Source organism: Leifsonia sp. A12D58 (genome assembly GCF_047530025.1).
Lineage (GTDB): Bacteria > Actinomycetota > Actinomycetes > Actinomycetales > Microbacteriaceae > Cryobacterium.
Map to the genome: position 1 here is coordinate 1018639 of NZ_JBLJAT010000001.1, position 25520 is coordinate 1044158.

22 protein-coding genes are annotated in these 25520 nt (G+C 63.9%); 12 read left to right on the plus strand and 10 right to left on the minus strand.

Going from position 1 to position 25520, the window contains the following annotated elements:
- Positions 1 to 44 precede the first annotated feature (44 nt).
- The 11 genes from ACMT3I_RS04980 (at position 45) to aroB (ending at position 11579) form a co-directional block, all read left to right on the plus strand.
- Positions 45 to 1484: an AAA family ATPase gene (locus tag ACMT3I_RS04980; RefSeq protein ID WP_414803321.1), complete on the plus strand. Its 1440-nt coding sequence runs from the start codon at positions 45 to 47 to the stop codon at positions 1482 to 1484.
- A gap of 201 nt (positions 1485 to 1685) precedes the next feature.
- Complete coding sequence (gene rpsD, locus ACMT3I_RS04985; protein WP_414803322.1) at positions 1686 to 2315, plus strand: 30S ribosomal protein S4; 630 nt, start codon at positions 1686 to 1688, stop codon at positions 2313 to 2315.
- A 129-nt stretch (positions 2316 to 2444) separates the two neighbouring features.
- Complete coding sequence (locus ACMT3I_RS04990) at positions 2445 to 2813, plus strand: DUF948 domain-containing protein (RefSeq protein WP_414803323.1); 369 nt, start codon at positions 2445 to 2447, stop codon at positions 2811 to 2813.
- A 51-nt stretch (positions 2814 to 2864) separates the two neighbouring features.
- Complete coding sequence (locus ACMT3I_RS04995; protein WP_414803324.1) at positions 2865 to 3089, plus strand: hypothetical protein; 225 nt, start codon at positions 2865 to 2867, stop codon at positions 3087 to 3089.
- A gap of 54 nt (positions 3090 to 3143) precedes the next feature.
- On the plus strand, positions 3144 to 5798 hold the full coding sequence (alaS, locus tag ACMT3I_RS05000) for an alanine--tRNA ligase (RefSeq protein ID WP_414803325.1): 2655 nt from the start codon (positions 3144 to 3146) through the stop codon (positions 5796 to 5798).
- Positions 5799 to 5802: 4 nt separating this feature from the next.
- Positions 5803 to 6276: a Holliday junction resolvase RuvX gene (gene ruvX / locus ACMT3I_RS05005; RefSeq protein WP_414803326.1), complete on the plus strand. Its 474-nt coding sequence runs from the start codon at positions 5803 to 5805 to the stop codon at positions 6274 to 6276.
- Positions 6277 to 7860, plus strand: coding sequence for an endolytic transglycosylase MltG (gene mltG / locus ACMT3I_RS05010; protein WP_414803327.1), 1584 nt, complete (start codon positions 6277 to 6279; stop codon positions 7858 to 7860).
- Complete coding sequence (locus tag ACMT3I_RS05015) at positions 7838 to 8737, plus strand: shikimate dehydrogenase family protein (RefSeq protein WP_414803328.1); 900 nt, start codon at positions 7838 to 7840, stop codon at positions 8735 to 8737. Before mltG ends, ACMT3I_RS05015 begins: the two co-directional genes overlap by 23 nt.
- A gap of 20 nt (positions 8738 to 8757) precedes the next feature.
- Positions 8758 to 9969, plus strand: a complete 1212-nt coding sequence (gene aroC / locus ACMT3I_RS05020; protein WP_414803329.1) for a chorismate synthase — start codon at positions 8758 to 8760, stop codon at positions 9967 to 9969.
- 21 nt (positions 9970 to 9990) lie between these two features.
- Positions 9991 to 10494 carry a shikimate kinase gene (locus tag ACMT3I_RS05025; RefSeq protein WP_414803330.1) on the plus strand — a complete coding sequence of 168 codons (504 nt, stop codon included), beginning with the start codon at positions 9991 to 9993 and terminating at the stop codon, positions 10492 to 10494.
- On the plus strand, positions 10494 to 11579 hold the full coding sequence (aroB, locus tag ACMT3I_RS05030) for a 3-dehydroquinate synthase (RefSeq protein ID WP_414803331.1): 1086 nt from the start codon (positions 10494 to 10496) through the stop codon (positions 11577 to 11579). The genes ACMT3I_RS05025 and aroB overlap by 1 nt, the downstream gene beginning before the upstream one ends.
- A 65-nt stretch (positions 11580 to 11644) precedes the next feature.
- Here aroB and ACMT3I_RS05035 read toward each other — a convergent pair whose 3' ends face one another.
- From ACMT3I_RS05035 to ACMT3I_RS05060, 6 genes are all read right to left on the minus strand, one after another.
- Complete coding sequence (locus ACMT3I_RS05035; RefSeq protein ID WP_414803332.1) at positions 11645 to 13126, minus strand: SPFH domain-containing protein; 1482 nt, start codon at positions 13124 to 13126, stop codon at positions 11645 to 11647.
- 173 nt (positions 13127 to 13299) lie between these two features.
- Positions 13300 to 14157, minus strand: coding sequence for a DUF4097 family beta strand repeat-containing protein (locus ACMT3I_RS05040; RefSeq protein ID WP_414803333.1), 858 nt, complete (start codon positions 14155 to 14157; stop codon positions 13300 to 13302).
- 2 nt (positions 14158 to 14159) lie between these two features.
- On the minus strand, positions 14160 to 15164 hold the full coding sequence (locus ACMT3I_RS05045) for an aldo/keto reductase family protein (RefSeq protein WP_414803334.1): 1005 nt from the start codon (positions 15162 to 15164) through the stop codon (positions 14160 to 14162).
- A 37-nt stretch (positions 15165 to 15201) separates the two neighbouring features.
- Positions 15202 to 16671 (minus strand): DHA2 family efflux MFS transporter permease subunit, encoded by a 1470-nt coding sequence (locus ACMT3I_RS05050; RefSeq protein WP_414803335.1) that lies wholly within the window; start codon positions 16669 to 16671, stop codon positions 15202 to 15204.
- A gap of 43 nt (positions 16672 to 16714) precedes the next feature.
- On the minus strand, positions 16715 to 17770 hold the full coding sequence (locus ACMT3I_RS05055) for a zinc-dependent alcohol dehydrogenase family protein (protein ID WP_414803336.1): 1056 nt from the start codon (positions 17768 to 17770) through the stop codon (positions 16715 to 16717).
- Positions 17771 to 17890: 120 nt separating this feature from the next.
- Positions 17891 to 18793 carry a 3-methyladenine DNA glycosylase gene (locus ACMT3I_RS05060; RefSeq protein ID WP_414803337.1) on the minus strand — a complete coding sequence of 301 codons (903 nt, stop codon included), beginning with the start codon at positions 18791 to 18793 and terminating at the stop codon, positions 17891 to 17893.
- A 165-nt stretch (positions 18794 to 18958) separates the two neighbouring features.
- Between ACMT3I_RS05060 and ACMT3I_RS05065 the strand changes: the two genes are divergently transcribed.
- Positions 18959 to 19726 (plus strand): hypothetical protein, encoded by a 768-nt coding sequence (locus ACMT3I_RS05065; protein WP_414803338.1) that lies wholly within the window; start codon positions 18959 to 18961, stop codon positions 19724 to 19726.
- Positions 19727 to 19753: 27 nt separating this feature from the next.
- Here ACMT3I_RS05065 and hutI read toward each other — a convergent pair whose 3' ends face one another.
- From hutI to hutU, 4 genes are read right to left on the minus strand one after another with little or no spacing between them, the layout of a single operon-like run.
- Positions 19754 to 20947: an imidazolonepropionase gene (gene hutI / locus ACMT3I_RS05070; protein ID WP_414803339.1), complete on the minus strand. Its 1194-nt coding sequence runs from the start codon at positions 20945 to 20947 to the stop codon at positions 19754 to 19756.
- Positions 20944 to 22401 (minus strand): amidohydrolase family protein, encoded by a 1458-nt coding sequence (locus ACMT3I_RS05075; protein ID WP_414803340.1) that lies wholly within the window; start codon positions 22399 to 22401, stop codon positions 20944 to 20946. Before ACMT3I_RS05075 ends, hutI begins: the two co-directional genes overlap by 4 nt.
- The gene (locus tag ACMT3I_RS05080) at positions 22398 to 23633 is read right to left on the minus strand and encodes an allantoate amidohydrolase (protein WP_414803341.1); all 1236 of its coding nucleotides are present in this window, start codon (positions 23631 to 23633) and stop codon (positions 22398 to 22400) included. The genes ACMT3I_RS05075 and ACMT3I_RS05080 overlap by 4 nt, the downstream gene beginning before the upstream one ends.
- Positions 23630 to 25363, minus strand: coding sequence for a urocanate hydratase (hutU, locus tag ACMT3I_RS05085; protein ID WP_414803342.1), 1734 nt, complete (start codon positions 25361 to 25363; stop codon positions 23630 to 23632). The genes ACMT3I_RS05080 and hutU overlap by 4 nt, the downstream gene beginning before the upstream one ends.
- Positions 25364 to 25520: the final 157 nt, after the last annotated feature.

Genomic DNA, 25520 nt, shown 5'->3' on the forward strand with positions numbered 1-25520 from the left:
GGCACTCGTCGGGCAATGTCAGCGGCACAAACTACGCTGGTTGTATGTCGGATGCTCAACTAGGCCTGCGCGGCGGCGCAACGCCCCTCGCAGTGCGCATGCGCCCCAAAAGCCTGGACGAGGTCGCCGGGCAGCGTCACCTGTTGACCCCCGGTTCACCCCTGGTCAGCCTTGCGTCAGACAAAACGGGGGAGCGTGGCTCTGTCTCCGTCATCCTCTGGGGTCCGCCTGGCACGGGCAAGACCACTCTGGCCCAGGCGATCGCTCATAGCTCCGGTCGACGCTTTGTTGAACTCTCGGCAGTCAATGCCGGTGTGAAGGATGTGCGGCTCGTGATGGAAGAGGCGCGCACGAGCCGCGACCTCTACGGGCTGTCCACTGTGCTGTTCCTCGACGAGATTCATCGCTTCACCAAGGCGCAACAAGATGCCCTGCTTCCCGGTGTAGAGAACGGTGTTGTCATCCTGGTCGCCGCGACGACAGAGAACCCCTCGTTCTCTGTTATCTCTCCGCTGCTGTCGCGGTCACTTCTCCTGACACTCGAAACACTGAGCGACGACGACCTCGGTGTTGTCATCGATCGTGCAGTCGAAGATCCGCGCGGACTCGCCGGCCGCTTCGTGCTTGAGCTAGAAGCACGCGCCACGATCATCCGACTGGCTTCCGGCGACGCGCGCAGGGCCCTCACGGCACTTGAAGCGGCTTCGGTGTCTGCGGCGTCGGGGTTTGCGGCGTCGGGGTTTGCCCCCGAGTCTGATGCGGACACCGAGTCTGATGCGGACACTGAGCCTGATGCGGACGCTGAGTCTGATGCGGACACAGAGTCTGAGTCTGACGGCATCGCCAAGCCCGTCATCACGACCGAGATCGTCGCGTTGGCTGTCGACCGCGCGTTGCTGCGATACGACCGCAACGGTGACGAGCACTACGACGTGATCAGTGCATTCATTAAATCGGTACGCGGCTCAGACGTCGATGCTTCGTTGCACTACCTGGCCCGGATGATCGAAGCAGGCGAAGATGCCCGATTCATCGCCAGGCGCATCATCGTGCTGGCATCTGAAGACATCGGTATGGCCGATCCACAGTCTCTGGTGATCGCGGTTGCGGCGGCAGATGCGGTTCAGTTGATCGGCATGCCAGAAGGCCGTATCCCGCTGGCCCAGGCTGTTGTGCATCTGGCGACCGCTCCCAAGTCCAACGCCGCATATATGGCAATCAACGCTGCAATCGCTGACGTCAAGGCCGGCAAGGCGGGGCGCGTGCCCAAGCACCTTCGCGATGCGCACTATGGCGGAGCGAAGCGACTCGGTCATGGCAAGGGCTACAGATATCCGCACGACGATGCCCTGGGCGTGCTTACGCAACAGTATCCGCCGAACGAATTGAAGAACGTGCGCTACTACGAACCGACTGAGCATGGCAATGAGCGGGATGTCTCGGCGAGGCTCGCAAAGATCCGCAAGATTGTGCGTGGCCAATAGCCGGCTGGCCCAGTCGAATGTGTTAGTCTGGTCGCTGCCTACTACTGGTTTTGGCGCGCGGCTGTGACCGAGACCAGAAAGTTGGGATTCGCTCTGTAGCCGAGCGGCCCGCGGCAACACCCCTCTGACTTTCCCCCGGCATCGCTCTGTTCATCATCGGTTGCCAGGGATTCCCTGTTTGAGATCCATCGAAAGGACACCGTGTCTACCAAGTCACGTACCCGTAGCAAGACCCGCCTCTCGCGCGCACTGGGCATCGCCCTGACGCCGAAGGCAGCCAAGTACCTCGAGAAGCGTCCGTACGCTCCGGGCGAGCACGGCCGCACCAAGCGCAAGGCTGACTCCGACTACGCAGTTCGTCTGCGCGAGAAGCAGCGTTTGCGTGCCCAGTACGGCATCCGCGAAGCCCAGCTGAAGATTGCCTTCCAGGAAGCTCGCAAGACCCAGGGCCTGACCGGTGAAAACCTGGTCGAGCTGCTCGAAATGCGTCTCGACGCTCTCGTGCTGCGTGCAGGCTTCGCCCGCACCACCGCACAGGCTCGTCAGATGGTCGTGCACCGTCACATCCTCGTTGACGGCCAGCTTGTCGACCGTCCGTCCTTCCGCGTGAAGCCGGGTCAGACCATCCACGTCAAGGCCAAGAGCGAGAGCATGGAGATCTTCCAGGTCTCCGCAGCCGGCGGACACGTTGATGTCCTCCCCAAGCTGCCGCCGTACCTCGAGGTTGAGCTCGACAAGCTGCAGGCACGCCTCGTGCGTCGCCCGAAGCGCGCAGAGGTCCCCGTGACCTGTGAAGTCCAGCTCGTCGTTGAGTACTACGCAGCACGCTAAGTAATTCATTAGCTTGAGTTTCTGAACTACGCTAAAGGGCGGATCATCCATCGGATGGTCCGCCCTTTGCTTTGTGTGGTGCATGGCTGATTGCGATGCATTCCGAAACTGGAATGAAAGGTGTTGCCTATGTCAGCTGGAGATATCGCCGGACTGATCGCGGCCGCTGTGTTTGCTGTGCTTGTCGCATTCCTCGCGATTCCGCTGATCAAACTGGGCCGCGTTTTCGATGAGACGACAACGGCGATCCACGAGATGAGCGAGGGTATCGCCCCGCTGCTCGAAGAGAGCACCACCACGATCAAGGAAACCAACAGGCAGCTGGCCAGGGTCGACACCATCACGAGCAACGTCGCCGAGGTCACCGGAAACGTCTCAGCTCTTGTGGCTCTTTTCGCTGCGACAGTCGGTGGACCGCTGATCAAGCTTGCGGGTTTCTCCGCCGGCGTTCGTGCCGTATTTCAGGCAGGAAAACCGGCGCCACGCCGCCGTTCATAGACACAACCACTACTCTTGATTTCATACCAACTCACTTCAGGGAGCATTGTCATGAAGAACTTCATCTGGTTTGTTGTGGGCCTCGGTGCCGGTTTCGTTGTCGCGCACGAGGTCAACAAGACGCAGCAGGGCAAAGCATTCTTCTCCGAACTCGATACCAAAGCCCGCGAATTCGGTGAAGCCCTTTCCGACGGTTACCGGCAGCGCGAGGCAGAATTGCGTGCCGCACTGGGTGGCGATTCCGACGACGCATCGGCCCCCACAAGCACCAACTAGCACTATCCACTGAGTACTATCAACTCTTTCATCCCACTCTGAACTACGGAACACATGCAGACTGCTGACATTCGCGGGCGCTGGCTCGATTTCTTCGCCGATCGTGGACACACCGTCGTCCCGTCCGCTTCCCTGGTAAGCGACGACCCCACACTTCTCTTCACAGTTGCAGGCATGGTGCCGTTCGTGCCGTACCTCACCGGACTGGTTCCTGCACCGTACCCGCGTGCAACTAGCGTGCAGAAGTGCATTCGCACGAACGACATCGAAGAGGTCGGGAAGACGCCTCGTCACGGCACGTTCTTCCAGATGGCCGGAAACTTCTCGTTCGGCGACTACTTCAAGGAACAGGCGATTGAGTACGCCTGGGAGCTCCTCACCAGCACGGAGTCCGCCGGCGGCTACGGCTTCGACGAGAAGGACCTCTGGGTCACCGTCTACGAAGACGACGACGACGCATTCGCGCACTGGCGGAAGCTCGGCTTGCCGGAGAAGCGCATTCAGCGCCTCGGCATGGACACCAACTACTGGTCGACCGGCCAGCCAGGCCCCGCAGGCCCGTGCTCCGAGATCTTCTTCGACCGCGGACCGTCGTACGGCATCGACGGCGGCCCCGCTACCGACGACGACCGCTATGTCGAAATCTGGAACCTCGTGTTCATGCAGTACCTGCGTGGCGAGGGAACGGGCAAGAACGATTTCGAGATCCTGGGCGACCTGCCCAAGAAGAACATCGACACCGGCATGGGCATGGAGCGCGTCGCGTTCCTCAAGCAGGGCGTCGAGAACATGTACGAGATCGACCAGGTTCGCCCGGTACTCGATCGTGCTGCCGAGCTGTCCGGCCGTCGTTACGGTGCAGACCACGGCGACGACGTGCGGATGCGCATCGTCGCAGACCACGTGCGTTCCTCGCTGATGCTCATGAGCGACGGCGTGATGCCGTCGAACGAGGGCCGCGGTTACATCCTGCGCCGTCTGATGCGTCGGAGCGTGCGCGCCATGCGTCTGCTCGGCGTTGAGGACGCAACCTTCCCCGAGCTGTTCCCCGCATCGCGTGACGCCATGAGCGCTGCGTACCCGGAGGTCAAGGCAGACTACGGTCGCATTAGCCAGGCTGCCTATGCAGAAGAAGAGACATTCCTGCGTACGCTGGCCAGCGGTTCGAGCGTGCTCGACCTCGCTGTGGCAAAGACCAAGGAAGCCAAGAAGACCGAGCTGGCCGGCGACACCGCTTTCCTGCTGCACGACACCTACGGCTTCCCGATCGAGATCACCCTCGAGATGGCTGAAGAAGCTGGGCTCAAGGTCGACCGCGAAGCGTTCAACACGCTGATGTCCAAGCAACGCGCAATGGCCAAGGCGGATGCCAAGGCCAAGAAGACGCACCTGGCCGACCTGTCGGTCTACAGCGCCTTCCGCGCTGCCGGTGAGACGCTGTTCACCGGCTACGACGAGCTGCAGACCGAATCGAGCATCCTGGGCCTGATCGTCGACGGGATGTCGGTACCGAACGCCGTTGCAGGCGATATCGCTGAGGTCATCCTCGCCGAGACGGCGCTGTACGCCGAATCAGGTGGACAGGAGGCCGATGCTGGCCTCATTGTCGGCCCGGGCTACGAGCTCGAAGTGCTTGACGTGCAGAAGCCCGTCAAGGGACTGATCAGCCACAAGGTGCAGGTTCGCTCAGGCGAAGTGACCGTCGGCGACAGCGCCACCAGCATCGTCGACGAGAACTGGCGTCGCGGTGCACGCCAGGCACACTCAGGAACCCACATCCTGCACGCTGCCCTTCGTCAGGTGCTCGGCCCGAACGCGCACCAGTCTGGCTCGTACAACAAGGCCGGCTTCTTCCGTCTCGACTTCTCGTGGAACCAGGCGCTTTCGCCTGCCACCCGCAGCGAGATCGAAGAGATCTCGAATAACGCCATTCGCGACAATCTTCCCGTCGTGACGCGCGAGCTTCCGCTGGATGAGGCCAAGGCGCTCGGCGCCATGGCGTTGTTCGGTGAGAAGTACGGTGAGCGTGTGCGCGTCGTCGACATCGGCGGCCCGTGGTCGCGCGAGCTGTGTGCGGGCACCCACGTGTCGAGCAGCGCTGAAATCGGCATGATCAACCTGGTGAGCGAAGCATCGGTCGGATCCACCAACCGTCGCGTCGAATCGCTGGTCGGTCTCGAAGCCTTCAAGGATCTCGCAGCGGAGCGCGCCATCGTGTCGCAGCTCACGTCGAACCTCAAGACGCCGCGTGAGCAGCTGCCCGAGCGCATCAACGACCTGGTGCAGAACCTCAAGGCCGCTGAGAAGAAGATCGCAGCGTTCGAGGCTCGTGCGCTGACCGACAAGGTTCCCGCACTTGTCGCTGCGGCAGAACGCGTCGGTGACGTGCGCATCGTCACGCAGGATCTTGGCACGCTCAACTCGGCAGACGACATCCGGATGCTGGTGACGGCAACGCGTGAGCGTCTCGGCAGCGACCCAGCGGTCATCGCGCTTGCCGCAACAGTCGGCGAAAAACCGGTTGTGATCGTTGCGACGAACCAGGCAGCACGCGACCAGGGCCAGCGCGCAGGCGCTTTGGCCAAGGTGGCGGCCGGTGTTCTCGGTGGCGGCGGCGGCGGCAAGGATGACCTTGCCCAGGGCGGCGGCACCGACGTGACGGCGATTCAATCAGCGCTTGACGCTGTGCGCACGGCAGTGGCGCGTTAGTCATATGCGTCACGGCGTCCGACTAGGGATTGATGTGGGCAAAGCTCGTGTCGGTGTTGCTCGAAGCGACTCACACGGGATGCTTGCCACCCCCGTCGAGACAGTGGCCAGGGATGCGGGTGGAGTCACCGACTTCGCCCGCATCGCGGCAATTTGCCTGGAGCTTGAACCGATCGAGATCGTCGTCGGCCTGCCGCTTGCGTTGTCTGGCTCCCATACTGCATCGACGAATGACGCTGTGGAGTTTGCAGCGGCACTTGACCGGGCACTCGACATCCCGATTCGTCTCGTCGACGAACGGCTGTCGACGGTGTCGGCCCAGTCGGCGCTTCGAGCGTCTGGGCGCAAGGCCAAGACGCAACGTCCGGTTATCGATCAGGTTGCTGCGACTATCATTTTGCAGCACGCTCTCGACACTGAGCGTGCCTCGGGAATGCCGCCTGGCTCACCCGTGGAACCGACTGAAAGGCCGCTGTAGTTGTCGATAATTCCCCCAGATCCCGAGCAGGATTCCGCAGCGTCGCAGGATCCAGGCTCAGCTGCTCCCGCTCCGACGCGCCGATCTCGCCGCTCCGCTAGGCAAGCTGAGGAACGCGCGGCGGAGGAGGGGGAGCAGACGCCCGTAACCCCACCCGTTTCGGCGGCATCCGTTCCCCAAGCGGGGACGCTGGCAGGCCTGGTCACCGATCCTCACGTCGAGCCGTCGACACCGGCAGTTCAGCAGGACATACCGGGAGCTCAGCAGGATGCTGATCCATTCAACTGGAGCGACTTTCTCGGTGGAGCGTCTGGTCGAAACGACAGCGGGCCACACGCGATTCACCCACCAGCAGACCCTCACCCTGGGTCGGCCCATCACCGTGCTGGTCCCCACTCGCATCTTTCTACTCAGCACGAGACGAACGAGCCTCGCACCGAACCAGGGGACACGCCCGGTGTCGGCACCCGTTTCAGTCGGCGCGCACAGCTGGCCACCGAACCACCCCGCGAGAAGAAGAAGCGCAAGGGCGCATGGGGATGCCTCATTGTGCTCGTGGTTTTCGTCGCGCTTGCCGGCGTTGCAGCACTCACGCTGCAGGGTCCGATCAGTCAGTTGATCGCTGCGACCCAGCCGGCTGCCGACTACACGGGCGCAGGATCCGAGGATGTGATCATTGTCATCCACGATGGCGACAACGGTCACGACATCGCTGAGACGTTGGTAGCCGCTGACGTCGTGGCGAGTTACGACGCCTTCTACGACCTGTTGCTCAAGCAACTGCCTGCCCCTGTTTTTCAGCCTGGCGCATACCAGATGAAGACTGAGATGAGTGCAGCCGCCGCGCTGAAGGCCATCAACGATCCGGCGAACAAACTCGAGAACACTGTGCTTGTCCAAGAAGGACTGGCAGAGGCCGACGTGCTCATCTCGCTCTCAGAGACACTCGATGTGCCGCTGGCTGACGTGCAGGCTGCTGCCGCGGACGTTGCCTCATACGGTCTTCCCGCAGAGGCGACCAGGCTTGAAGGCTTCTTGTTCCCTGCGACATACACGTTTGATCCGGGCACGACCCCGCACGATGCGTTGCAGACGATGGTCAACAGGCAGTTCCAGGCCCTCGACGAGGCCGGAGTAGCTCCCGCTGACCGGTGGAATACGATTGTGCTCGCGTCGCTGGTGCAGCGTGAAGCCGGGCTGAAGGACGACTTCTACAAGGTCTCCCGCGTCTTCAAGAACCGCCTCGACCCCGCACAGTGGCCAAGCGGACTGATGCAGTCGGATGCGACTGTCGCGTACGGAACCGGCAACACGCACCTGGTCACCACAACAGATGCCGAGCGCGCAGATGCAAACAACGCCTACAACACCTACGTGCACCCCGGTCTGCCAATCGGACCGATCTCCAACCCCGGCGACCTCGCCATCGATGCGGCGCTGCATCCGGCAGACGGTTCCTGGCTGTTCTTCGTGACCTGGAACCTCGACACCGGCGAGACGATTTTCTCGACGACTGCCGAAGAGCATGACGCGGCGGTGGCTAAGTGGTTAGCTTGGATGGATGAACACCCAGAGTATGGCTAACCGCCTCGCGGTACTTGGCTCACCGATAGCGCACTCGCAGTCACCTGCGTTGCATCTGGCCGCCTACAAAGCTCTCGGCCTCGACTGGGAGTACGAGGCGGTCGAGGTGAAATCGGGCGAGCTGGCAGCGTTCATCGCCAGCCGTGGGCCCGAATGGCGCGGACTCTCGCTCACCATGCCGCTCAAGCAAGAAGTACTTCCTCTGGTCACTGATCTCTCACGTGTTGCGCAGCTGACCGACGCGGCCAACACCGTGGTGCTCGGCGAGATGAACGGTGAGCGCACGCTGTCGGGTTTTAACACGGATGTGACCGGCATCGTACGGGCACTGGCCGAAATCGACGTTTCGGCCGCTACCCATGTTGCCATTCTCGGCGCGGGGGCGACGGCAGCGTCTGCACTGGCCGCTGCCGCTGAGATCGGTGCAGAGTCGGTCGAGGTCTTCTTGCGCACGCCGTCGAAGGCTGCTCCGCTCGTGGCGTTGGGCCGTACCCTCGGCCTCGTCGTTGGCGTCTCTGAGCTGGCCGCAGCGGCATCCGGTGCACGTGCCGACGGCACAATGAGCAGCGATGTCGCACCATTCCCCGACGTGACTCCGGATGTCGTGATCAGCACGTTGCCCGGTGGTACCGATCTCGGCGACCTCTTCAGCGCTGAAGTTCGAAGCCGCGTGCCGCTGTTCGACGTGGCGTATTCGCCGTGGCCGAGCGCGCTAGCCCAGTCGTGGACTGCCGCAGGAGGTCAGGCGGACTCTGGACTCGGGATGCTGCTGCACCAGGCGCTCATCCAGGTGCGCATCTTCGTCTCTGGCGATCCGTTCGCCCTGTTGCCCGACGAAGAGGCAGTTCTCACCGCCATGCGCAATGCACTGGCCTGAGCGCATGCCAGAATAGAAACATGCTTCGTTGGCTCACCGCCGGAGAGTCCCACGGCCCCGAACTCATCGCTATTGTCGAGGGTTTGCCCGCTGGAATCCCGGTCACTCTTGATGCGATCCGTCTCGATTTAGCGCGCCGTAAACTCGGCTATGGGCGAGGTGCGCGCATGAAGTTCGAGCAGGACGAGTTGAACATCTCCGGTGGTGTTCGTCACGGTCTCACGCTCGGCAGCCCGATCGCCGTGCGCATCGGCAACACCGAATGGCCCAAGTGGTCAGAGGTAATGAGCCCTGAGCCCGTTGACCCGAGCACTCTGGTGCGAGGTCGTGGTGCCCCGCTGACGCGCCCGCGTCCCGGCCACGCCGACCTTGTCGGTATGCAGAAGTACGACTTTGACGAGGCCAGGCCCGTTCTTGAGCGCGCAAGCGCCCGCGAGACCGCCGCCCGTGTGGCGCTCGGCGCTCTCGCCCGTGCGTTCCTCGCAGAGCTTGACATCACCCTCGTCAGCCACACGCTCTCGATTGGCCCTGTGCGCGTGCCAGAAGGCTCTCCGCTGCCTGTGCCGAGCGATGTCGACCTGCTCGACGCTGATCCGCTGCGCTGCTTCGACCCTGCTACCTCTGAACTGATGGTCGCAGAGGTAGATGCCGCGCACAAAGAGGGCGACACCCTGGGTGGCGTCGTCGAGGTTCTGGCATACAACCTTCCCCCCGGGCTCGGCTCGTACGTGCACTGGGACCGCCGTCTCGACTCGCAGCTCTCCGCTGCACTGATGGGGATTCAGGCGATCAAGGGTGTCGAGGTTGGCGACGGCTTCCTCACCACGACCCGCCGTGGCTCCCAGGCGCACGACGAGCTGTTCCAGTCCGCGGATGGCATCACTCGCTCGAGTGACAAGGCCGGCGGTACAGAGGGCGGCATGAGCACGGGCACCGTGCTCCGGGTACGCGCAGGCATGAAGCCGATCGCGACGATTCCGCACTCGCTGCGTACCGTTGACGTTGCGACCGGTGATGCGGCTTCCGCTCACCACCAGCGCTCTGACGTGTGTGCAGTTCCGGCAGCCGGCGTGGTAGCTGAGGCCATGGTCGCACTCGTGCTGGCCAACTCGGTGCTGGAGAAGTTCGGTGGCGACTCGGTCGCTGAGACCCGTCGCAACCTGGAGTCCTACCTCGCTCACATCCCGGAGAACCTGAAGACTCGTGGCGAGAGCGTCCCGGACTTCGAATGACGACGGCGTCAGGTGAGTGAGATGCTGCCTGTCGTCCTGATCGGACCGATGGCGGCGGGAAAGAGCAAGATCGGGTCCCGTGTCGCCGCGGTGCTCGATCTGCCGTTCATCGATACCGACATGGTGATCGTCGACCGGCATGGTGCGATCTCGGACATTTTTGCAGCTGAAGGCGAAGAGCACTTCAGAGAACTTGAGGCTGAAGCGATCGCCGAAGCACTGGGCGCTGGCGCTGGGGCCGGTGCAATCATTTCGATCGGCGGCGGGGGAGTGCTGCACCCGGCAACCCGAGAGCTACTGGCCGATGCCGCAGTCGTCTACCTGTCAGTCGATGCCGACTCGGTGAAATCCCGGATCGGCGGCGGCAAGCGTCCGTTGCTGAAAAACGGGCTTGCCGACTGGCTGCGCATCTACGAAGAACGTCGACCGACCTATGAAGAGTTGGCGACAATCCATATCGACACGTCCAACCGGGACATCGACTCCATCGCCGACGAAGTAGCGGCCTGGGTAAGAGGGAAATAGTGACCGAGACAGACACCACAGTCATCACCGTCAGCGGACAGGACAGCTACCCGGTCTTCGTCGGCAGGGGGTTGCTTGCCGACAGCATCGCCGAGCAGCTCGGTACCGGCGTCAAGAAGGTGCTGATCGTGCACACCTCGACGCTCGGTGCCCGCGCCGTTGCGCTGCGCGAGAGCCTGATGGACACGTACGAGGTACTCATCGCCGAGGTGCCTGACGCCGAAGCGGCCAAGCGCGTTGAGGTTGCCGCATTCTGCTGGCAGGTCATGGGCCAGGCCGATTTCAGCCGAACGGATGCCGTCATCGGTTTTGGCGGCGGAGCAGTCACCGACCTCGCCGGATTCGTTGCTGCGACGTGGCTGCGTGGCGTTCGCCTTGTGCAGGTGCCGACGAGCGTGCTCGGCATGGTCGATGCGGCCGTCGGCGGCAAGAACGGCATCAACACGGCAGAGGGCAAGAACCTGGTGGGAACGTTCTATGCGCCGGCCGCCGTCATCTGCGATCTCGACACCCTCGACGACCTGCCCCGCAACGAGATCCTCGCCGGCTTCGCCGAGATCGTAAAGGCCGGATTCATCCAGGTTCCTGAGATCCTCGACATCATCGAAGCGGATGTCGACGTCGCGACAGACCCGACGACGCCCGAGTTCCGTCGCCTCATCGAGTTGTCGGTCGAGATGAAGGCTCGTGTCGTCGGTGTTGACTTCAAGGAAGCCGGCCTCCGTGAGATCCTGAACTACGGCCACACCCTCGGCCACGCCATCGAGCACGCTGAGCGGTACGGCTGGCGCCACGGTGCTGCCGTCGCTGTCGGCATGATGTTCGCCGCCGAGCTGGGCAGCCTCACCGGACGCCTGCCCGTCGAGGTCGTCGACAGGCACCGCAGCATCCTCGAATCGCTGACGTTGCCCACCACGTACCCGGTCGGCCGCTGGAAGACTCTGCTGGCCACCATGCAGCGCGACAAGAAGACCCGCAGTGGCATGCTGCGCTTCATCGTGCTTGACGACATCGGCAAGCCGACAGTGCTTGAGGGCCCAGACGCCTCGCTGCTGTTCGCTGCCTACCAGGCGATCGGTTCCTGATACAGGACTCTTAACAACGTTCGGCCGACACGGGATTCCGTGTCGGCCGAATGCTGGTTAAGCAATTATTCGGCTGCTGCGCCAACCGGTTCGCTGGCGTCGGCGCCACTGTCAGCTCCGACCCTGGAATCTGCGTGGGCTGCCAGCTCGCCTCTGGCGTGCGCCTGATTCACGCTGGTGCCGATGGCGCCGCCGGCTGCCCCAGCGGCCACCCCACCGAGGATGCCGCCGAGCAGGTCCTTGATACCGACGCCCATGGTTGAGTTCAGCACAGCATCGACTTCGGAGAAGCCTGACGCGACGTTCTTGGACAGCTGCGAGGCGCCATCCGTTGAAATCACGGTCAGCTGATCGATGTTGCCGACGGGGGCCGCCAGCTCGTGCGCGATTCGCGGCAGGGTCTCGATCAGGCGCAGCTGGATGAGGGCATCCGACTGCTCAGCAAGTGCCTGTGCCGAGAGTCGTGTTGCCTCGGCCTCTGCAGCACCGCGGGCGCGGATTGCATCAGCCTGTGCTTCACCTTCTGCGCGGATGGCCTGAGCAGCGGCGACGCGGGCGTCGCGATCACCGGTTGCAGCGGCAACGGCGGCCTCAGCGGCCGCAGAAGCGGTTACCCGCACACGGTACGCCTCGGCATCCGCCACAGCGTTGACCTCAGACTCGAGCTCGGCCTTGCGCAGCTGGGCACGGCGCTGGGCAGTGGCCTCCTGTTCGGAGACGACTGCCTGCTGGGCCTTGGCTTCGGCGAGCGGACGAGCGGCGGCAGCCTCGGCCGCAGCCTTGTCGGTGTCGAGCTGGAGTGCGGCCCTGCGCAGGGCGAGCGTGTTCTCTGCCTCGGCGACAGCCTGTTCGGCTGCAATGGCCGCTTCGCGAGCCTCACGGGTAGCCAGGTGCTCTGCGACCTCTGCCTGACGGCGCACCTTGGCCTGCTCGGCTCGACCGATGTCACGGATGTAGTCGTTCTCGTCGGTGATGCCCTTGATCTCGAATGAGTCGACATCCAGGCCCTGGTTGGCGAGCGACTCCCTGGCCGTGGCGAGCACCGAAACGCCGAGTTCGTCGCGCTTCTGGATGATCGTCATGACATCCGTTGCACCGATAGACGACCGCAGCGAGCCAGAGAGTACTTCCTGGGCAAAGCTGTCGATGTTCTTGTCCTGGCCGAGGAACCGCTGGGCTGCGGCGCGAATGGCAGCCGGGTCGTCGCCGACCTTGACGATGGCGACGGCGTCAACGGTGAGCGTGATGCCGTTCTTGTCCTGGGCGATGGCGGTGATCTCGATCGCGCGGCTGCGCAGGCTGATCTTGTGCGCCTTCTGGAAGAACGGCGTGAGGAAGACACCCTGGCCGTGCACGATGCGCTGGCCTGACTGCTCGGTGGTCGCGCCGTCCACGGTTGTCTTGCGCGACTTCTTGCCCGTGATGACGAGCGCTTCGTCTGGCCCCGCGTTCTTGTAAACGGTCTTCGCGTAGATCAGCGCGACGAGCAGGACGACCACACCGAGAGCGATGAGACCGGGAATTGGGCCGAGGAAAAAGTCGAACATGGAGTCCTTCCGGCGCAGCTGAAAGCGGCGCGAGCAATGAAGCGAGTGGTAAACGGGCTTACATGCGCACGGCGCGTGGGTATGCGCCGGTGCGGGTCCAGTCTCGCAGAGCGCAGCCCGCGACCATACCCCCGCTTGGGGGAGTATGCATCGCGGGCTGACGGGCCAGCGAATCAGCGGTTCGTGGACTCCACCTTCACTGCACCGTTCGTCGTCTCCAGGGTGATGGTGCGTTCAGATGCATTGTCGCTCGGCACGGTGCCAGTGTTCACATTGCCGTTCACCGTCGTGGCGTTGATGAGGTAGGTCGCGCCGTCGGTCGGCACCCGAACCTGGATGGCGCCGTTCGTGGTGCGTGCCTCCACCTCGGCTGGCGGGCGAGCGAATTCGAGCTCGATACTGCCGTTCGTCGTGCTGGCCTCGACATCTGCCGAGCCGATGTCATCCGCTCTGATCCCGCCATTTGACGTGTGGAGCGAGAGATCACCGCGTGTGCCTGAGGTTTTGATCGAACCGTTGGTCGTGGACAGCTCAAGCTCGCCGGTCAGGCCGCTGGCGGTGATGCGCCCGTTAGTGCCCTCGAAATCCAGGTCGACTCCGGCCGGAATGGCGATGGCGAGCGTGACATCACACCGACTGAAGAACCAGCCGTTGGCGCAGCCGCCGGTGATCTGCGTCTCACGACCCGATGTCGTCGCGGTAAGCGTCGGCGTGGGCCCCGAGTATGTGCCTGTCATGCTCACGTGTACCTGATCGTCGGAACTCGGGCTGAAGGTGACGGTGGCATTCGGCACAGTGACGTCGACGCTTGAGCCGGCAATCACATCTGCTTTCTCAGAGACAGACGTGCCCTGAAAGCTGCTGAACACGATGACAAGCGCGACGATGACGACGATGATCAACACCAGGGGGAGTGCCACGAATAGCAGCAGCTTGGCGGTCAGCGAGAGCTTGTGGGGTTCGCGTGAAGCCGGGGCCTGCTGCGGGGGTAGAGGCTGCTGTGAGTGCGGGGGAAGCGGTGGGTTCGTCATCGTCATACCGGCCGTGCCGCCGGCGACACGGTCTGAGCTGGATCGCGCTCGGCGACGCCGCCCACTGCCTCATCTATGCGCGCCAGCACATCGGCATCAAGCGTGACACCGCTTGCACGCACGTTGTCTACGACCTGCTCCGGGCGTGATGCACCCATGATGGCGGATGCCACGTTCGGGTTCTGCAGCACCCAGGCCAGAGCGAGCTGCGCCATGGTCAGGCCTTGCTCGGTTGCAATGGGTTCGAGTTTCGCAACGGCCGTGAGCACCTCGTCGCGCATGAAGCCGGTGACGGTGGTCGCTCCACCCTTTTCATCCCGAGCGCGGGATCCCTCTGGGGCAGGGGCACCAGCCTTGTACTTGCCGGTGAGTACGCCCTGGGCGACCGGCGACCAGACGATCTGGGAGATGCCGAGCTCTTCGGATGTCGGCACGACGGTATCCTCGATGACCCGCCACAGCATCGAGTACTGCGGCTGGTTCGAGATGAGCTGGAAGCCGAGGTCCTTGGCCAGCGCAGCGCCCGCTCGCAGCTGGTCGGCATCCCACTCCGAAACGCCGATGTAGAGCGCCTTGCCGGCCCGAACGATGTCGGCGAATGCCTGCATCGTTTCTTCAAGCGGCGTCTCGACGTCGTAGCGGTGAGCTTGGTACAGGTCGACGTAGTCGGTCTGCAGGCGCATCAGTGAGCCATCGATTGACTCCATGATGTGCTTGCGTGAGAGCCCGACGTCGTTGTGGCCCTTCGGTCCTGTCGGCCAGTAGACCTTGGTGAAGATCTCGAGCGACGCGCGACGTTCTCCCTTGAGTGCATCGCCGAGCACGACTTCGGCCGCGGTGTTTGCGTAGGCATCAGCCGTGTCGAACGAGGTGATGCCGGCATCCAGTGCAGCTCGCACGCACCGGGCTGCCACGTCGTTCTCCACCTGGGATCCGTGGGTGAGCCAGTTTCCGTATGTGATCTCTGAGATCTTGAGTCCGCTGTTACCGAGGTATCTGAATTCCATGCTGCAACGTTACGCCCGGCGTGGCCATCCTGTCGGGCTATTCGGTCGGGGTACTGACGCGTTTCGGCAGCATGAACACCAGCAGGAAGGCGACGACGCTGAAGGCGGCGCTGACGGCCAGCGCGTTAGCGGATGCCGAGGCGAATGCGTCCGCTACGGCCGCCTGCGTGTTGGCCGTTACGTGGATACTGCCGAACAACACACTGCCGATGATCGCGATGCCGATGGCACTTCCGATGCGCTGCATGACGCTGATTACGCCACTGGCCGCACCCGCTTCTGTACGGTCGACGGTGGCCACGATGAACTGCACATTGGGGGCGATGAAAAAGCCGTTGCCGAGCCCAGCCAGGAATAGCGGGATGAGCAACGCCCAGTGATTCAGATCGCTGGCCGGGGTGAGCAGGAGCACCAGCCACACCCAGATGAGCCCGATTGTGACGAGCGCTGTGCCCATGACGAGCACTGTACGACCGAGCGCTCGCGATAGACGGTCGCTCAGCGCGGCGCCGATGATGCTGCCGATGGCGAATGGCACCGACACCAGGCCCGATTCCAGCGCCGTATGCCCCAGGCCCGCCTGCCAGAGCAGGGAAATAGTGAAGAAGATACTGGTGAAAGCTGCAAAGTAGACCAGCGCCAGGATCACGCCGCCGCTGAAGGCCGGATGCGAGAACAGGTGCGGAGGTACCAGGGGAGAGCCACCCGCTTTGGCTACCCGCACCTCCCAGAACGCGAACGCAGCAAGCAGCAGAACGCCGACAGCGAGCGTGACGTATGTCCACGGCGGCCAGCCCTGGTTCTCGCCTTCGATCAGGGGAACGAGCAACGCGATGAGTCCGCCGGACAAGAGCGCAAGGCCGAACAGGTCTGTAGCCGACTTCGCCGCCTTCTCATGGCGGCCTGGCAAGAGCAGTGCGGCGGCGACCAGCGCGATAACGCCGATCGGCAGGTTCACCCAGAACACCAGGCGCCAGCCTTCTGTGTCGCCGAACGCCTCAATGATGAGGCCACCGAGGATCGGTCCGATTGCCGTTGACACACCGATCACAGCGCCCATGATGGCGAAGGCTTTGCCGCGCACGCGACCAGGGAACATCAGCTGGATCATCGCCGTCACCCCGGGAACAAACACACCACCGGCCAGGCCCTGGATCACGCGCCAGATGATCAGCTCGAGGTCGGTCTGGGCGAGGCCACAGAAGAAGCTGGCGACCGTGAAGAGGGCCAGGCCGCTGAAGAACACCCATTTGTGACCGATACGGTCACCGACACGACCCGCAGGAATCAGGGCGAGCCCGAACGCAAGTGCATAGCCGGAGATGATCCACGACAGTGTCGCTTCTGACGCGTTGAGTGTCGTTCTGATCGAGGGGAGCGCCACATTGACGATCGTGGTGTCGAGCAGGGCCATGAACATGCCGATGAGCAGCACGACGAGTGCGTTCCAGGCCCCTCGGGGCACCGTTGAACCCGTGGGGGCTGGCTGGGCTGCTGAATCGGCCATGGTGTCGTCCTTTCGCGCACAACGAGGCTACAGCGGCAGCTGGTCAGGCGTTGAGAATTACTTTGAGCGCCTTGGTCTCAGCCGCGCGACCGAAAACGTCGTACGCCTCCATGATGTCCCCGAGTGCGAACGTGTGACTGATGAACTGATCGACAGGCAGCTTCTGTTGGGTGACCATCTTCAGTAGGGTCGCCGTGGTGTTGGTGTTGACCAGTCCAGTAGTGATGGTGATGTTGGAGATCCAGAGTTCGTCGAGTGCGAGGGTGACCGACGTTCCGTGAACACCCACGTTGGCCACGTGGCCGGCAGGGCGCACGATGTCCAGGCACATCTGGAATGTGGCAGGCACTCCGACAGCCTCGATTGCAACGTCGACACCCAAGCCGTCTGTGAGAGCCAGAACCTGCTCCTTCCAATCTGCGGCGCTGGAGACCACGCCGTCGGTCGCCCCAAAACGTTTGGCCGACTCGGTGCGGTTGGCGTCGAGGTCGACGGCGATAATGCGCGAGGGGCCATAGAGCCCGGCAGTTGCGATGGCTGCGAGGCCGACCGGACCTGCCCCCACGACGGCGACGACGTCCCCCGGCTTGACCATGCCGTAGCGCACCCCTATCTCGTGGCCGGTCGGCAGGATGTCTGAGAGCAGGGTTCCGCGCTCCGCCGACACCCCGGCTGGCAGCGGATACACCGATGTCTCTGCATACGGCACCCGCACGAATTCGGCCTGCGTGCCATCGATGAGGTGGCCGAAGATCCAGCCGATGCCCGGTGCGCCCTCTTCGCCCAGGCAGTGCGAGAAGACACCCTGCTTGCAGTAGCTGCATTTGCCGCACGCCGAGACGCAGGAGAGGATCACTTGATCGCCGACGCTGAGCGTCGTGACGGCATCCCCGATCTCGGTGATCGTGCCGACACCCTCGTGGCCGAGGATACGACCAGGGGTCACCGCGGGCACGTCGCCCTTCAGGATGTGCAGGTCGGTACCGCAGATCGTCGTTGTGTCGATCTTCACGATGACGTCGGTGGGATGTTGAATCTCGGGCTTCGGCACGTCTTCCCATGCCTTCTCGCCCGGCCCTTTGTACACAAGTGCTTTCATGACAGCTCCCTCGCCGTGGATCTACGTGAGTACGCGAATGAGCGTCGCCCCACGTGGCGAGGCACCCAATTTTCCCGAGGCTACCGCAGAGGTCTGGCCCGGGACAGGGGGTTGTGCGGGCTACAGGAGAGGGCGCGCGCCGGCCAGCGCCACGGCGTCGATGACCCGTTGGCGCAGTACGTTGCCGCGTGCGGCGAAACCCCGCTGCTGGCGTACGTAATCGGCTTTGCCTGTCGGGGTCTCGACGGCGACCGACTCGTAGCCCCACGCGCTGAGGTCGTACGGCGATGCACGCATATCGAGCTGGCGGATGTCGGCGGCCAGATCAAAGCAGTCGAGCAGGAGATCGCCCGGGATCAGCGGGCCGAGCTTGATCGCCCACTTGTAGACATCCATGCCGGCGTGCAGGCAACCCGACTGTTCAAGCTCTGGCTGGTTCTCTCGCGTCGGGCTCAGTGCATTCAGGCCCGTCGCTGCTGGGGTGAAGAAGCGGTACGCGTCGAAATGGCTGCAGGCGATGCGGCTGCCGACAACGACCTCATCGGTCGCAGCCTGCCCGATACGCAGCGGGGCCTCGTGCCTGTGCTCACCCTGGCGGAAGACCATCGCCCACTCGTGCAGGCCGAAGCAGCCGAAATTTGGTGTGCGCTTGATGGTGTCTGCGAGCAGCGTGGTGATGAATGTGATGGTGCGTGCCTTCGCCTGCAGGAATGCAGTGGTGTCGACCTCAAGGTCTGAGTCGCCGCGTACTCCGGTACCGCCACCTGTGCCTGCGCTGCGGTACCACTTCCAGCTGCCGCGCTCGTCGCCTGCGGCATCCACCAGAACGACACCAGCGCCCGGGTGCCAGCGGCGCAGCAGCCCGGGGCGCAGCGGGTAGTAGGTGAAGAGAAAGTCGTTGACCGGATGCGTCTCACCGCGTTCTACACGTTGTCGCCGGCCGAGAGACAGGGCGTCGGCGCGTTGCTGGTGCTGCTGCTCGAGAGCACGCCATTCGGCGGAGTCGAGAAAAAGGGGCACCATGAGAGGCTACTCGGCTGGGGCGCGACTCGGGCTCAGGGCACGGTTCGGCATTGACTCAGACGACTCGCGGATAATGGAGAGGGGAAATTTGTCCCGACGGGCGGAGAAAAGGCCGCACGTAGTGAATCTGGAGAATTGATGACAACTCGTATACAAGATGTGTGGATGGCACCGTTGGCCCTGGTCAACGCGGCGATCGGTTTGGTCGCCAGCGTCCTTCTCATCCTGATGTTCGTCATTGAGGTGCCATTCAACGGCCCGTATGCCTTCGGCTCGGGGTATGAGCTGCTCGCGGCGGCAGGCTGCGTGATTTCGGCTGTCCTGGTGATCAAGATCAGTGCACGCCTCGCCCCCAGCGCCGCCTCGCGCACATTTCCGCCCCTGGTTTTCATTGCACTGATAATCGGCGCAATTGCCGCAGTCCTGGTGACAATCAATGTGTTTGACGCGCTGGTCTGGATCCTGGTTCAAGCGGCCGTGATCTTTGTGGAAGCCGCCTGGATGTTCTGGGTCAATCGCCAGTTGGTCGCTGAGGGCGCCATCCGATCCTGGACCGGTTCGCTCGGACGCTTGATCGGTCTCGGCCTGATGATTGGACTGCCGTTGGCCGGCATCGGCCTGACGCTTCAGGTGCTGACGATTCCGCAGATCCTGCTTCTCGGTGTCGGTGTTTTCCTGGCCGGTGGCGTTTGGTTGATCTGGCCGTTGTGGTGGCTGCTCGTCGGCACTCAGCTGCGACGTCTTGACGGGGCAGCAGGAAACTCGCGGTCATCCGCAGGAAACTCGCGGTCATCCAGTGGCGGTTCACGCCCGTCAACCGGCGGAACCCGGTCATCAACGACCGGCTCCCGACCGACAGCGGGCAGGACAAACGCTACGAGAAGCGTCAGCGCGGCAACTCCGACTCGCGGCTCGGGGCGCCGTAGCGCCTAGCGTCCCAACGCAGTCGTGGAAGCAAGATCAGTCACGCAACCGTTCTATGCATGAGCTGATGCCACGACGCCAGACCGCAGCGGTCAGCGGCACGCCGGGGCGGTAAGCCAGATGCGCGACGGAGGGGGCATCCAGCACGTGCAGATCGGCGTGAGAGCCGACGGCCAGTGAGCCAACGGCATCCGGGCCAGTCTCGACGCCGAGTGCACGGGCGCCGCCACGGGTGGCTGCCCAGACTGCCTCCTCGACGGTTAGTCCCATCTGCAGCACGGCGGTTGCCACGCAGTACTGCATCGACGTTGTGTACGAGGTACCCGGATTACAGTTCGTCGCAATGGCGATGGTGGCGCCGGCATCCAGCAGTGTTCTGGCCGGAGCGAGAGGCTCCCGGGTCGACAGGTCACAGGCCGGGAGCACGGTGGCGACAGTAGCGGATGCGGCGAGCGCGGCGACATCCCCTTCGCTCAGGTAGTTGCAGTGGTCGACGCTCAGCGCGCCAAGTTCCACGGCGAGCGCCACGCCGCCACCGTGGCCGAGCTGGTTGCCGTGCAGACGGAGGCCGAGACCGGCTGCTCGGCCGGCAAGCAGGATCTCGCGGGCCTGATCGACGTCGAAGGCTCCGCGTTCGCAGAAGACATCGATGAAACTCACCCAGGGCAGCACAGCGTCGAGCATCGGGCCGGTGACCAGGTCGATGTAGTCGCGGGTGTCGATGCCCTCGGGTACGAGGTGGGCGCCGAGGAATGTCACGACATCGGCTGTTTCGGAACCGATGCGGGCCGAGCGCTGTTCGGTCTCGACGTCGAGGCCATAACCGGTCTTGGTCTCCAGATACGTGGTGCCCTGACGCTCGGCTTCCCGGCGGAGGCGAACGAGCGTGTTCTGCAGTTCTCCGTCTGTGGCAGCCCTGGTGGCCCGCACGGTTGTCGCGATGCCGCCCGCCGCATACTTCTGACCGGCCATCCTGGCCTCGAACTCGGCTGACCGATCACCGGCGAACAGCATGTGGCTGTGGGAGTCCACCCAGCCGGGCAGCAGCGCGCGGCCGCCGATGCTTGTTCGGATGTCGGCGGCCGGTGCTGATGCGGCGTCACCGATCCAGGCGATACGACCGTCCTGCACGATGAGTGCCGCGTTGGTGCGGCGGGACTCACCGTCGACCTGCGTGGTGAGCTCGCCGATGTCGGTGATGAGTTCGGTGGGTGCGCTGGTATCTGTCATGATGCCATTTCGTTGGTACGGGCGGCGAGTACGCTGAGGGCGGCACGGAGGAGTACTGCCGGGTCGGTCACTGTGCCCGGCGTTGCGGGGCTATACAACTGCCCGTCGACGGCAACCAGCCGCCCGCCGACGATCACCTGGAGCACATCGGATGCGGTGGCCGTAAGCACCAGTTGTTCCGTCGCGCTCCCGGTAGTACGCACCGACCCTGCATCCACCTCGACGAGATCGCACCAGGAGCCCACCCTGATGCCGCCGTGGCCGAGCCCGAGTGACTGATAGCCGGACTCTGTCAGTGCGGTCAGTAGCTCAGCAGGATTGAACCTCCCGCGAAATCCGGTTGCCAGGCGTTCTCCGGCCTCCAACCCTCGAGCTTCGAGGAACGGGTCGACGACAGCGTTCTGGTCGGAGCCGAGGGCTATGCGTGCTCCCGCATCGGCGAGCGCCCTTGCTGGGCCGATGCCATCGGCGAGATCGGCCTCCGTCGTCGGGCACATCACCACGCCTACGCCTGCATCGCCGAGGAGTGCGATGTCTCTGGCGCTCAGATGAGTGGCATGCACCACGCTGAGCCGAGGGGAGAGAGAGCCCAACTCGTCGAGAAGCTCGGTCGGGGTGAGGCCGTACTCGGCCAGGCAATCGATATTCTCTTGCGGTTGCTCAGAGAGATGGATGTGCAGGGGTGTCTTAGCGGGGAGGCCATCGAGGATTGTACGGATGTCATCCCGGGTGAGTGCCCGTACCGAGTGCAGCGCTGCGCCGAGGACGACGCTACTGGCGTCCGGTATTCCTGCAGTGGTGGCAACGCCCGTGCCATCGGCACCCAGCAGCTGGTTCAGGCTGTGCCAGCGCTTGAGCCAGCCATTCGCTGAGCCGTCACCGAATCGCCGTTGGTCGGCCGAGAGCTCCGCACCGATGCCGCCACGCAGGTAGCTGGTGTCGAGCAGCGTCAGACGGATGCCCACCTCCCGTGCTGCGGACACCAGCGCCAACTCCATGGCGTGCTCTCGGGAGTCGGGCGGCCCGGGAAGCTCGGGCAGCCCCGACTGTCCGGCCAGTCCGTGCTGCGAGCCGTATGGCGTGCCATCCGGTGAATGGTGCACGTAGTGGAACTCACCGACGGCCGTCCAGCCCGCGGTCACCATCTCGGCGAACACCGCCTTGGCCAGGTCGTAGTAGCTGGCGGGGTCGAGAGCGGCCGCTGCGGCATACATTGTCTCGCGCCACACCCAGAATGTGCCGCCATTGGCATGAGTTCGGCCACGCAGTGCCCGGTGAAAGGCATGCGAGTGCGCATTGGCCATACCGGGAAGCACAGTGCCGAGGCGGACGTCGCCGGCGTGCGCTGCGACATCCGCTTCGATCCGGGTGATCTGGCCAGCGGAGTCGGCGTGGATACGCACAGCCTGCGTGGCTACACCCCCGATGAGCGCGCTCTCGCACCAGTAGATCATTGCAGTAGCTCCCTGAGGACAGATTCGAGTGCGGTCACGCCGGCTAGGCAATCGTCGAGTTCGGCGAATTCGTCTGGCGAGTGCGAGATGCCGGTGGGGTTCCGTACGAACAACATCGCCGACGGTACGACGGATGCCAGTACCCCTGCATCGTGTCCGGCTCCTGTCGACAGGGTGGGAATGCCTCCCAACGTGCTGGCGACCTGGCTGCGCAGTTCAGGGTCGAGGTGGACGACGCTGCTCCAGGACTCTTCGGTCACCAGAACGGCGCAGTTCTCTTTTGTGGCGGCATCCGCGGCGAGCGCTTCTATATCGGACACCAGGGCACGGGTCTCTTCGTCGGTCTCTGCCCGCACATCGAGGGTGGCGGTCACCGTGCTGGCGATGACGTTGGTGCCGCCGGGGATGGCATCGATCCGACCGACGGTCGCCCGACTGCCCTGCGCGTAACTGCCCTCGCGTGCCCGTGCGGCGTCCCTGATCGCCACTGTTGCCCGGGCCGCGGCGATCATCGGGTCGCGTCGGCCGTCCATCGGCGTTGCCCCGGCGTGGTTACCCTCCCCGGTGAAGCGCAGCTGCCAACGGCCATGGGCCAGGATCGACGACGCGACGGCCACCGGTTCGCCCAGGTCGATGAGACCACGTCCCTGCTCGACGTGCAGCTCGATGAACAGCCCGATGCGCTCGAGAGCCTCGGAATCGCGGCCGATGTGAGCCGGGTCGAGTCCGGCGCCGGCCGCAGCGGCATCGAAGCGGATGCCATCACCGTCGGTCAGCCCTCGCGCCCGCTCGGGTGAGATGGCCCCTGTGAGCAGGCGTGACCCGAGGCAGGCCACCCCGAAGCGTGAACCCTCCTCTTCGGCGAACACGAGGATGGCGCAGGGCCTGCGGGGAGTGAATCCGGTGGACTGGAGGCGGGCAATGGCATCCAGGGCGCTGATCACGCCCAGGGGGCCGTCATATGCGCCGCCGCCGGGTACCGAGTCGAGATGGCTGCCGGTCACGACAGCGTTGCTACCGGGCGCACCCCACCAGGCCCAGATATTGCCGTTGCGGTCGGTTTCGACGTCCAGGCCGAGTCTGACTGCGCGTTCGATGAACCACTCGCGCAGTTCGAGCTCTGCCGGTTGCCAGATGTGGCGGGAGTAGCCACCGCGGGAGGCATCACGGCCAGTGCCATTGATCTCGGCGAGACCAGCGAGGGTACCGTGTGCCACTTCGGTGAGGGTCATGACTCGGTCATGGGGATACGCAGGCCACGCTCCTGGGCCACCTCCGTGGCGCGCTCGTAGCCGGCATCCACGTGGCGCATCACGCCGGTACCCGGATCATTCACCAGCACGCGCTCGATCTTCTGCGCCGCGAGATCTGTCCCGTCGGCGACAAGTACCTGCCCGGCGTGGATGGACCGACCGATGCCCACACCACCACCGTGGTGGATGGAAACCCAGGTGGCTCCGGAAGCCGTGTTGAGCAGGGCATTGAGCAGCGGCCAGTCGGCGATGGCGTCCGATCCGTCTGCCATACCCTCTGTCTCCCGGTATGGAGAGGCGACAGAACCCGAGTCGAGGTGGTCGCGTCCGATGACGACAGGGGCAGACAGCTCACCGGATGCCACCATCTCGTTGAACTTCAGGCCGGCCAGGTGTCGCTCCTTGTAGCCCAGCCAGCAGATACGTGCGGGCAGGCCCTCGAAGTGCACCTTCTCCTGGGCAGCGGTGATCCAGCGGTGTAGGTGTGCGTCGTCGGGGAACAGCTCGAGGATCGCCTTATCGGTTGCTGCGATGTCTGCTGGGTCACCAGAGAGGGCGGCCCAGCGGAACGGGCCCTTACCCTCGGCGAACAGGGGGCGGATGTAGGCCGGGACGAAGCCAGGGAAGTCGAATGCGCGGTCATAGCCCCCCAGACGCGCTTCAGCCCTGATGGAGTTGCCATAGTCGAACACCTCGGCGCCGGCATCCTGAAATTCCACCATCGCCTGCACCTGCTTCGCCATGGCCGCGCGCGCTCGCAGGGTGAAGCCCTCGGGGTCTGCCGCAGCCAGGGTGTGCCACTCCTCAACGCTGACACCCTCGGGGAGGTAGTTGAGCGGATCGTGAGCGGATGTCTGATCGGTCACGATGTCGATGGGTACCCCACGGCGTAGGAGCTCGGGGAACACTGTCGCCGCATTGCCGACAACACCGACGGAGAGAGCCCGCCCTTCTGCCTTGGCCGTCAGCACACGGGAGAGAGCGTCATCGAGGTCGTCAGTCATCTCGTCGAGGTAGCCGTGGTCAACGCGACGGGCAAGACGTGCGGGATCGACATCCACGATGAGTACTGCGCCGCCGTTCATTGTCACGGCCAGGGGCTGGGCGCCGCCCATGCCGCCTGCACCACCGGTGAGGGTGAGAGTACCGGCGAGGGTGCCGCCGAAGCGCTTGTCGGCGACGGCGGCGAATGTCTCGTATGTACCCTGCAGGATGCCCTGGGTACCGATGTAGATCCAGGAGCCGGCTGTCATCTGTCCGTACATGGTGAGACCGGCGGCTTCGAGCTTGCGGAACTCAGGCCAGGTCGCCCAATCGCCCACCAGGTTGGAGTTGGCGATGAGCACGCGGGGTGACCATTCGTGGGTACGGAAGACACCGACGGGCTTGCCCGACTGGACGAGGAGGGTCTCATCCGCTTCCAGGGTGGTGAGGGTGCGCACGATGGCGTCGAATGCCTCCCAGCTGCGGGCAGCTTTGCCCGTACCGCCGTAGACCACCAGATCGTCCGGACGCTCAGCGACCTCAGGGTCGAGATTGTTCATCAGCATGCGGATGGCAGCCTCGGTCTGCCAGCTCTTAGCGGTGAGAGTGTTACCCCGGGCTGCGCGTACAGGGCGAGCTATGGAGGGGGCGGAGACAGGGGATGACGTCTGCTGTGCTGCCTGCGGCTCCGGCGTCTGCTGAGGTTCCTGCTGCTGAATGGCCATGGGTTCATTGAAGCTGAGCGCGCTCGCCGAAGCACCGTGTGTGGGGCGGGTTGTGTCTGGTATGTCAGACAGTCGCCAGAACGGGGCGGCGAGAGCTGGCTGCTAGTTGCTGGTTGCTGGTTGCCGGTTCCTAGTAACTGGCCGCTGGCCGCTGGCT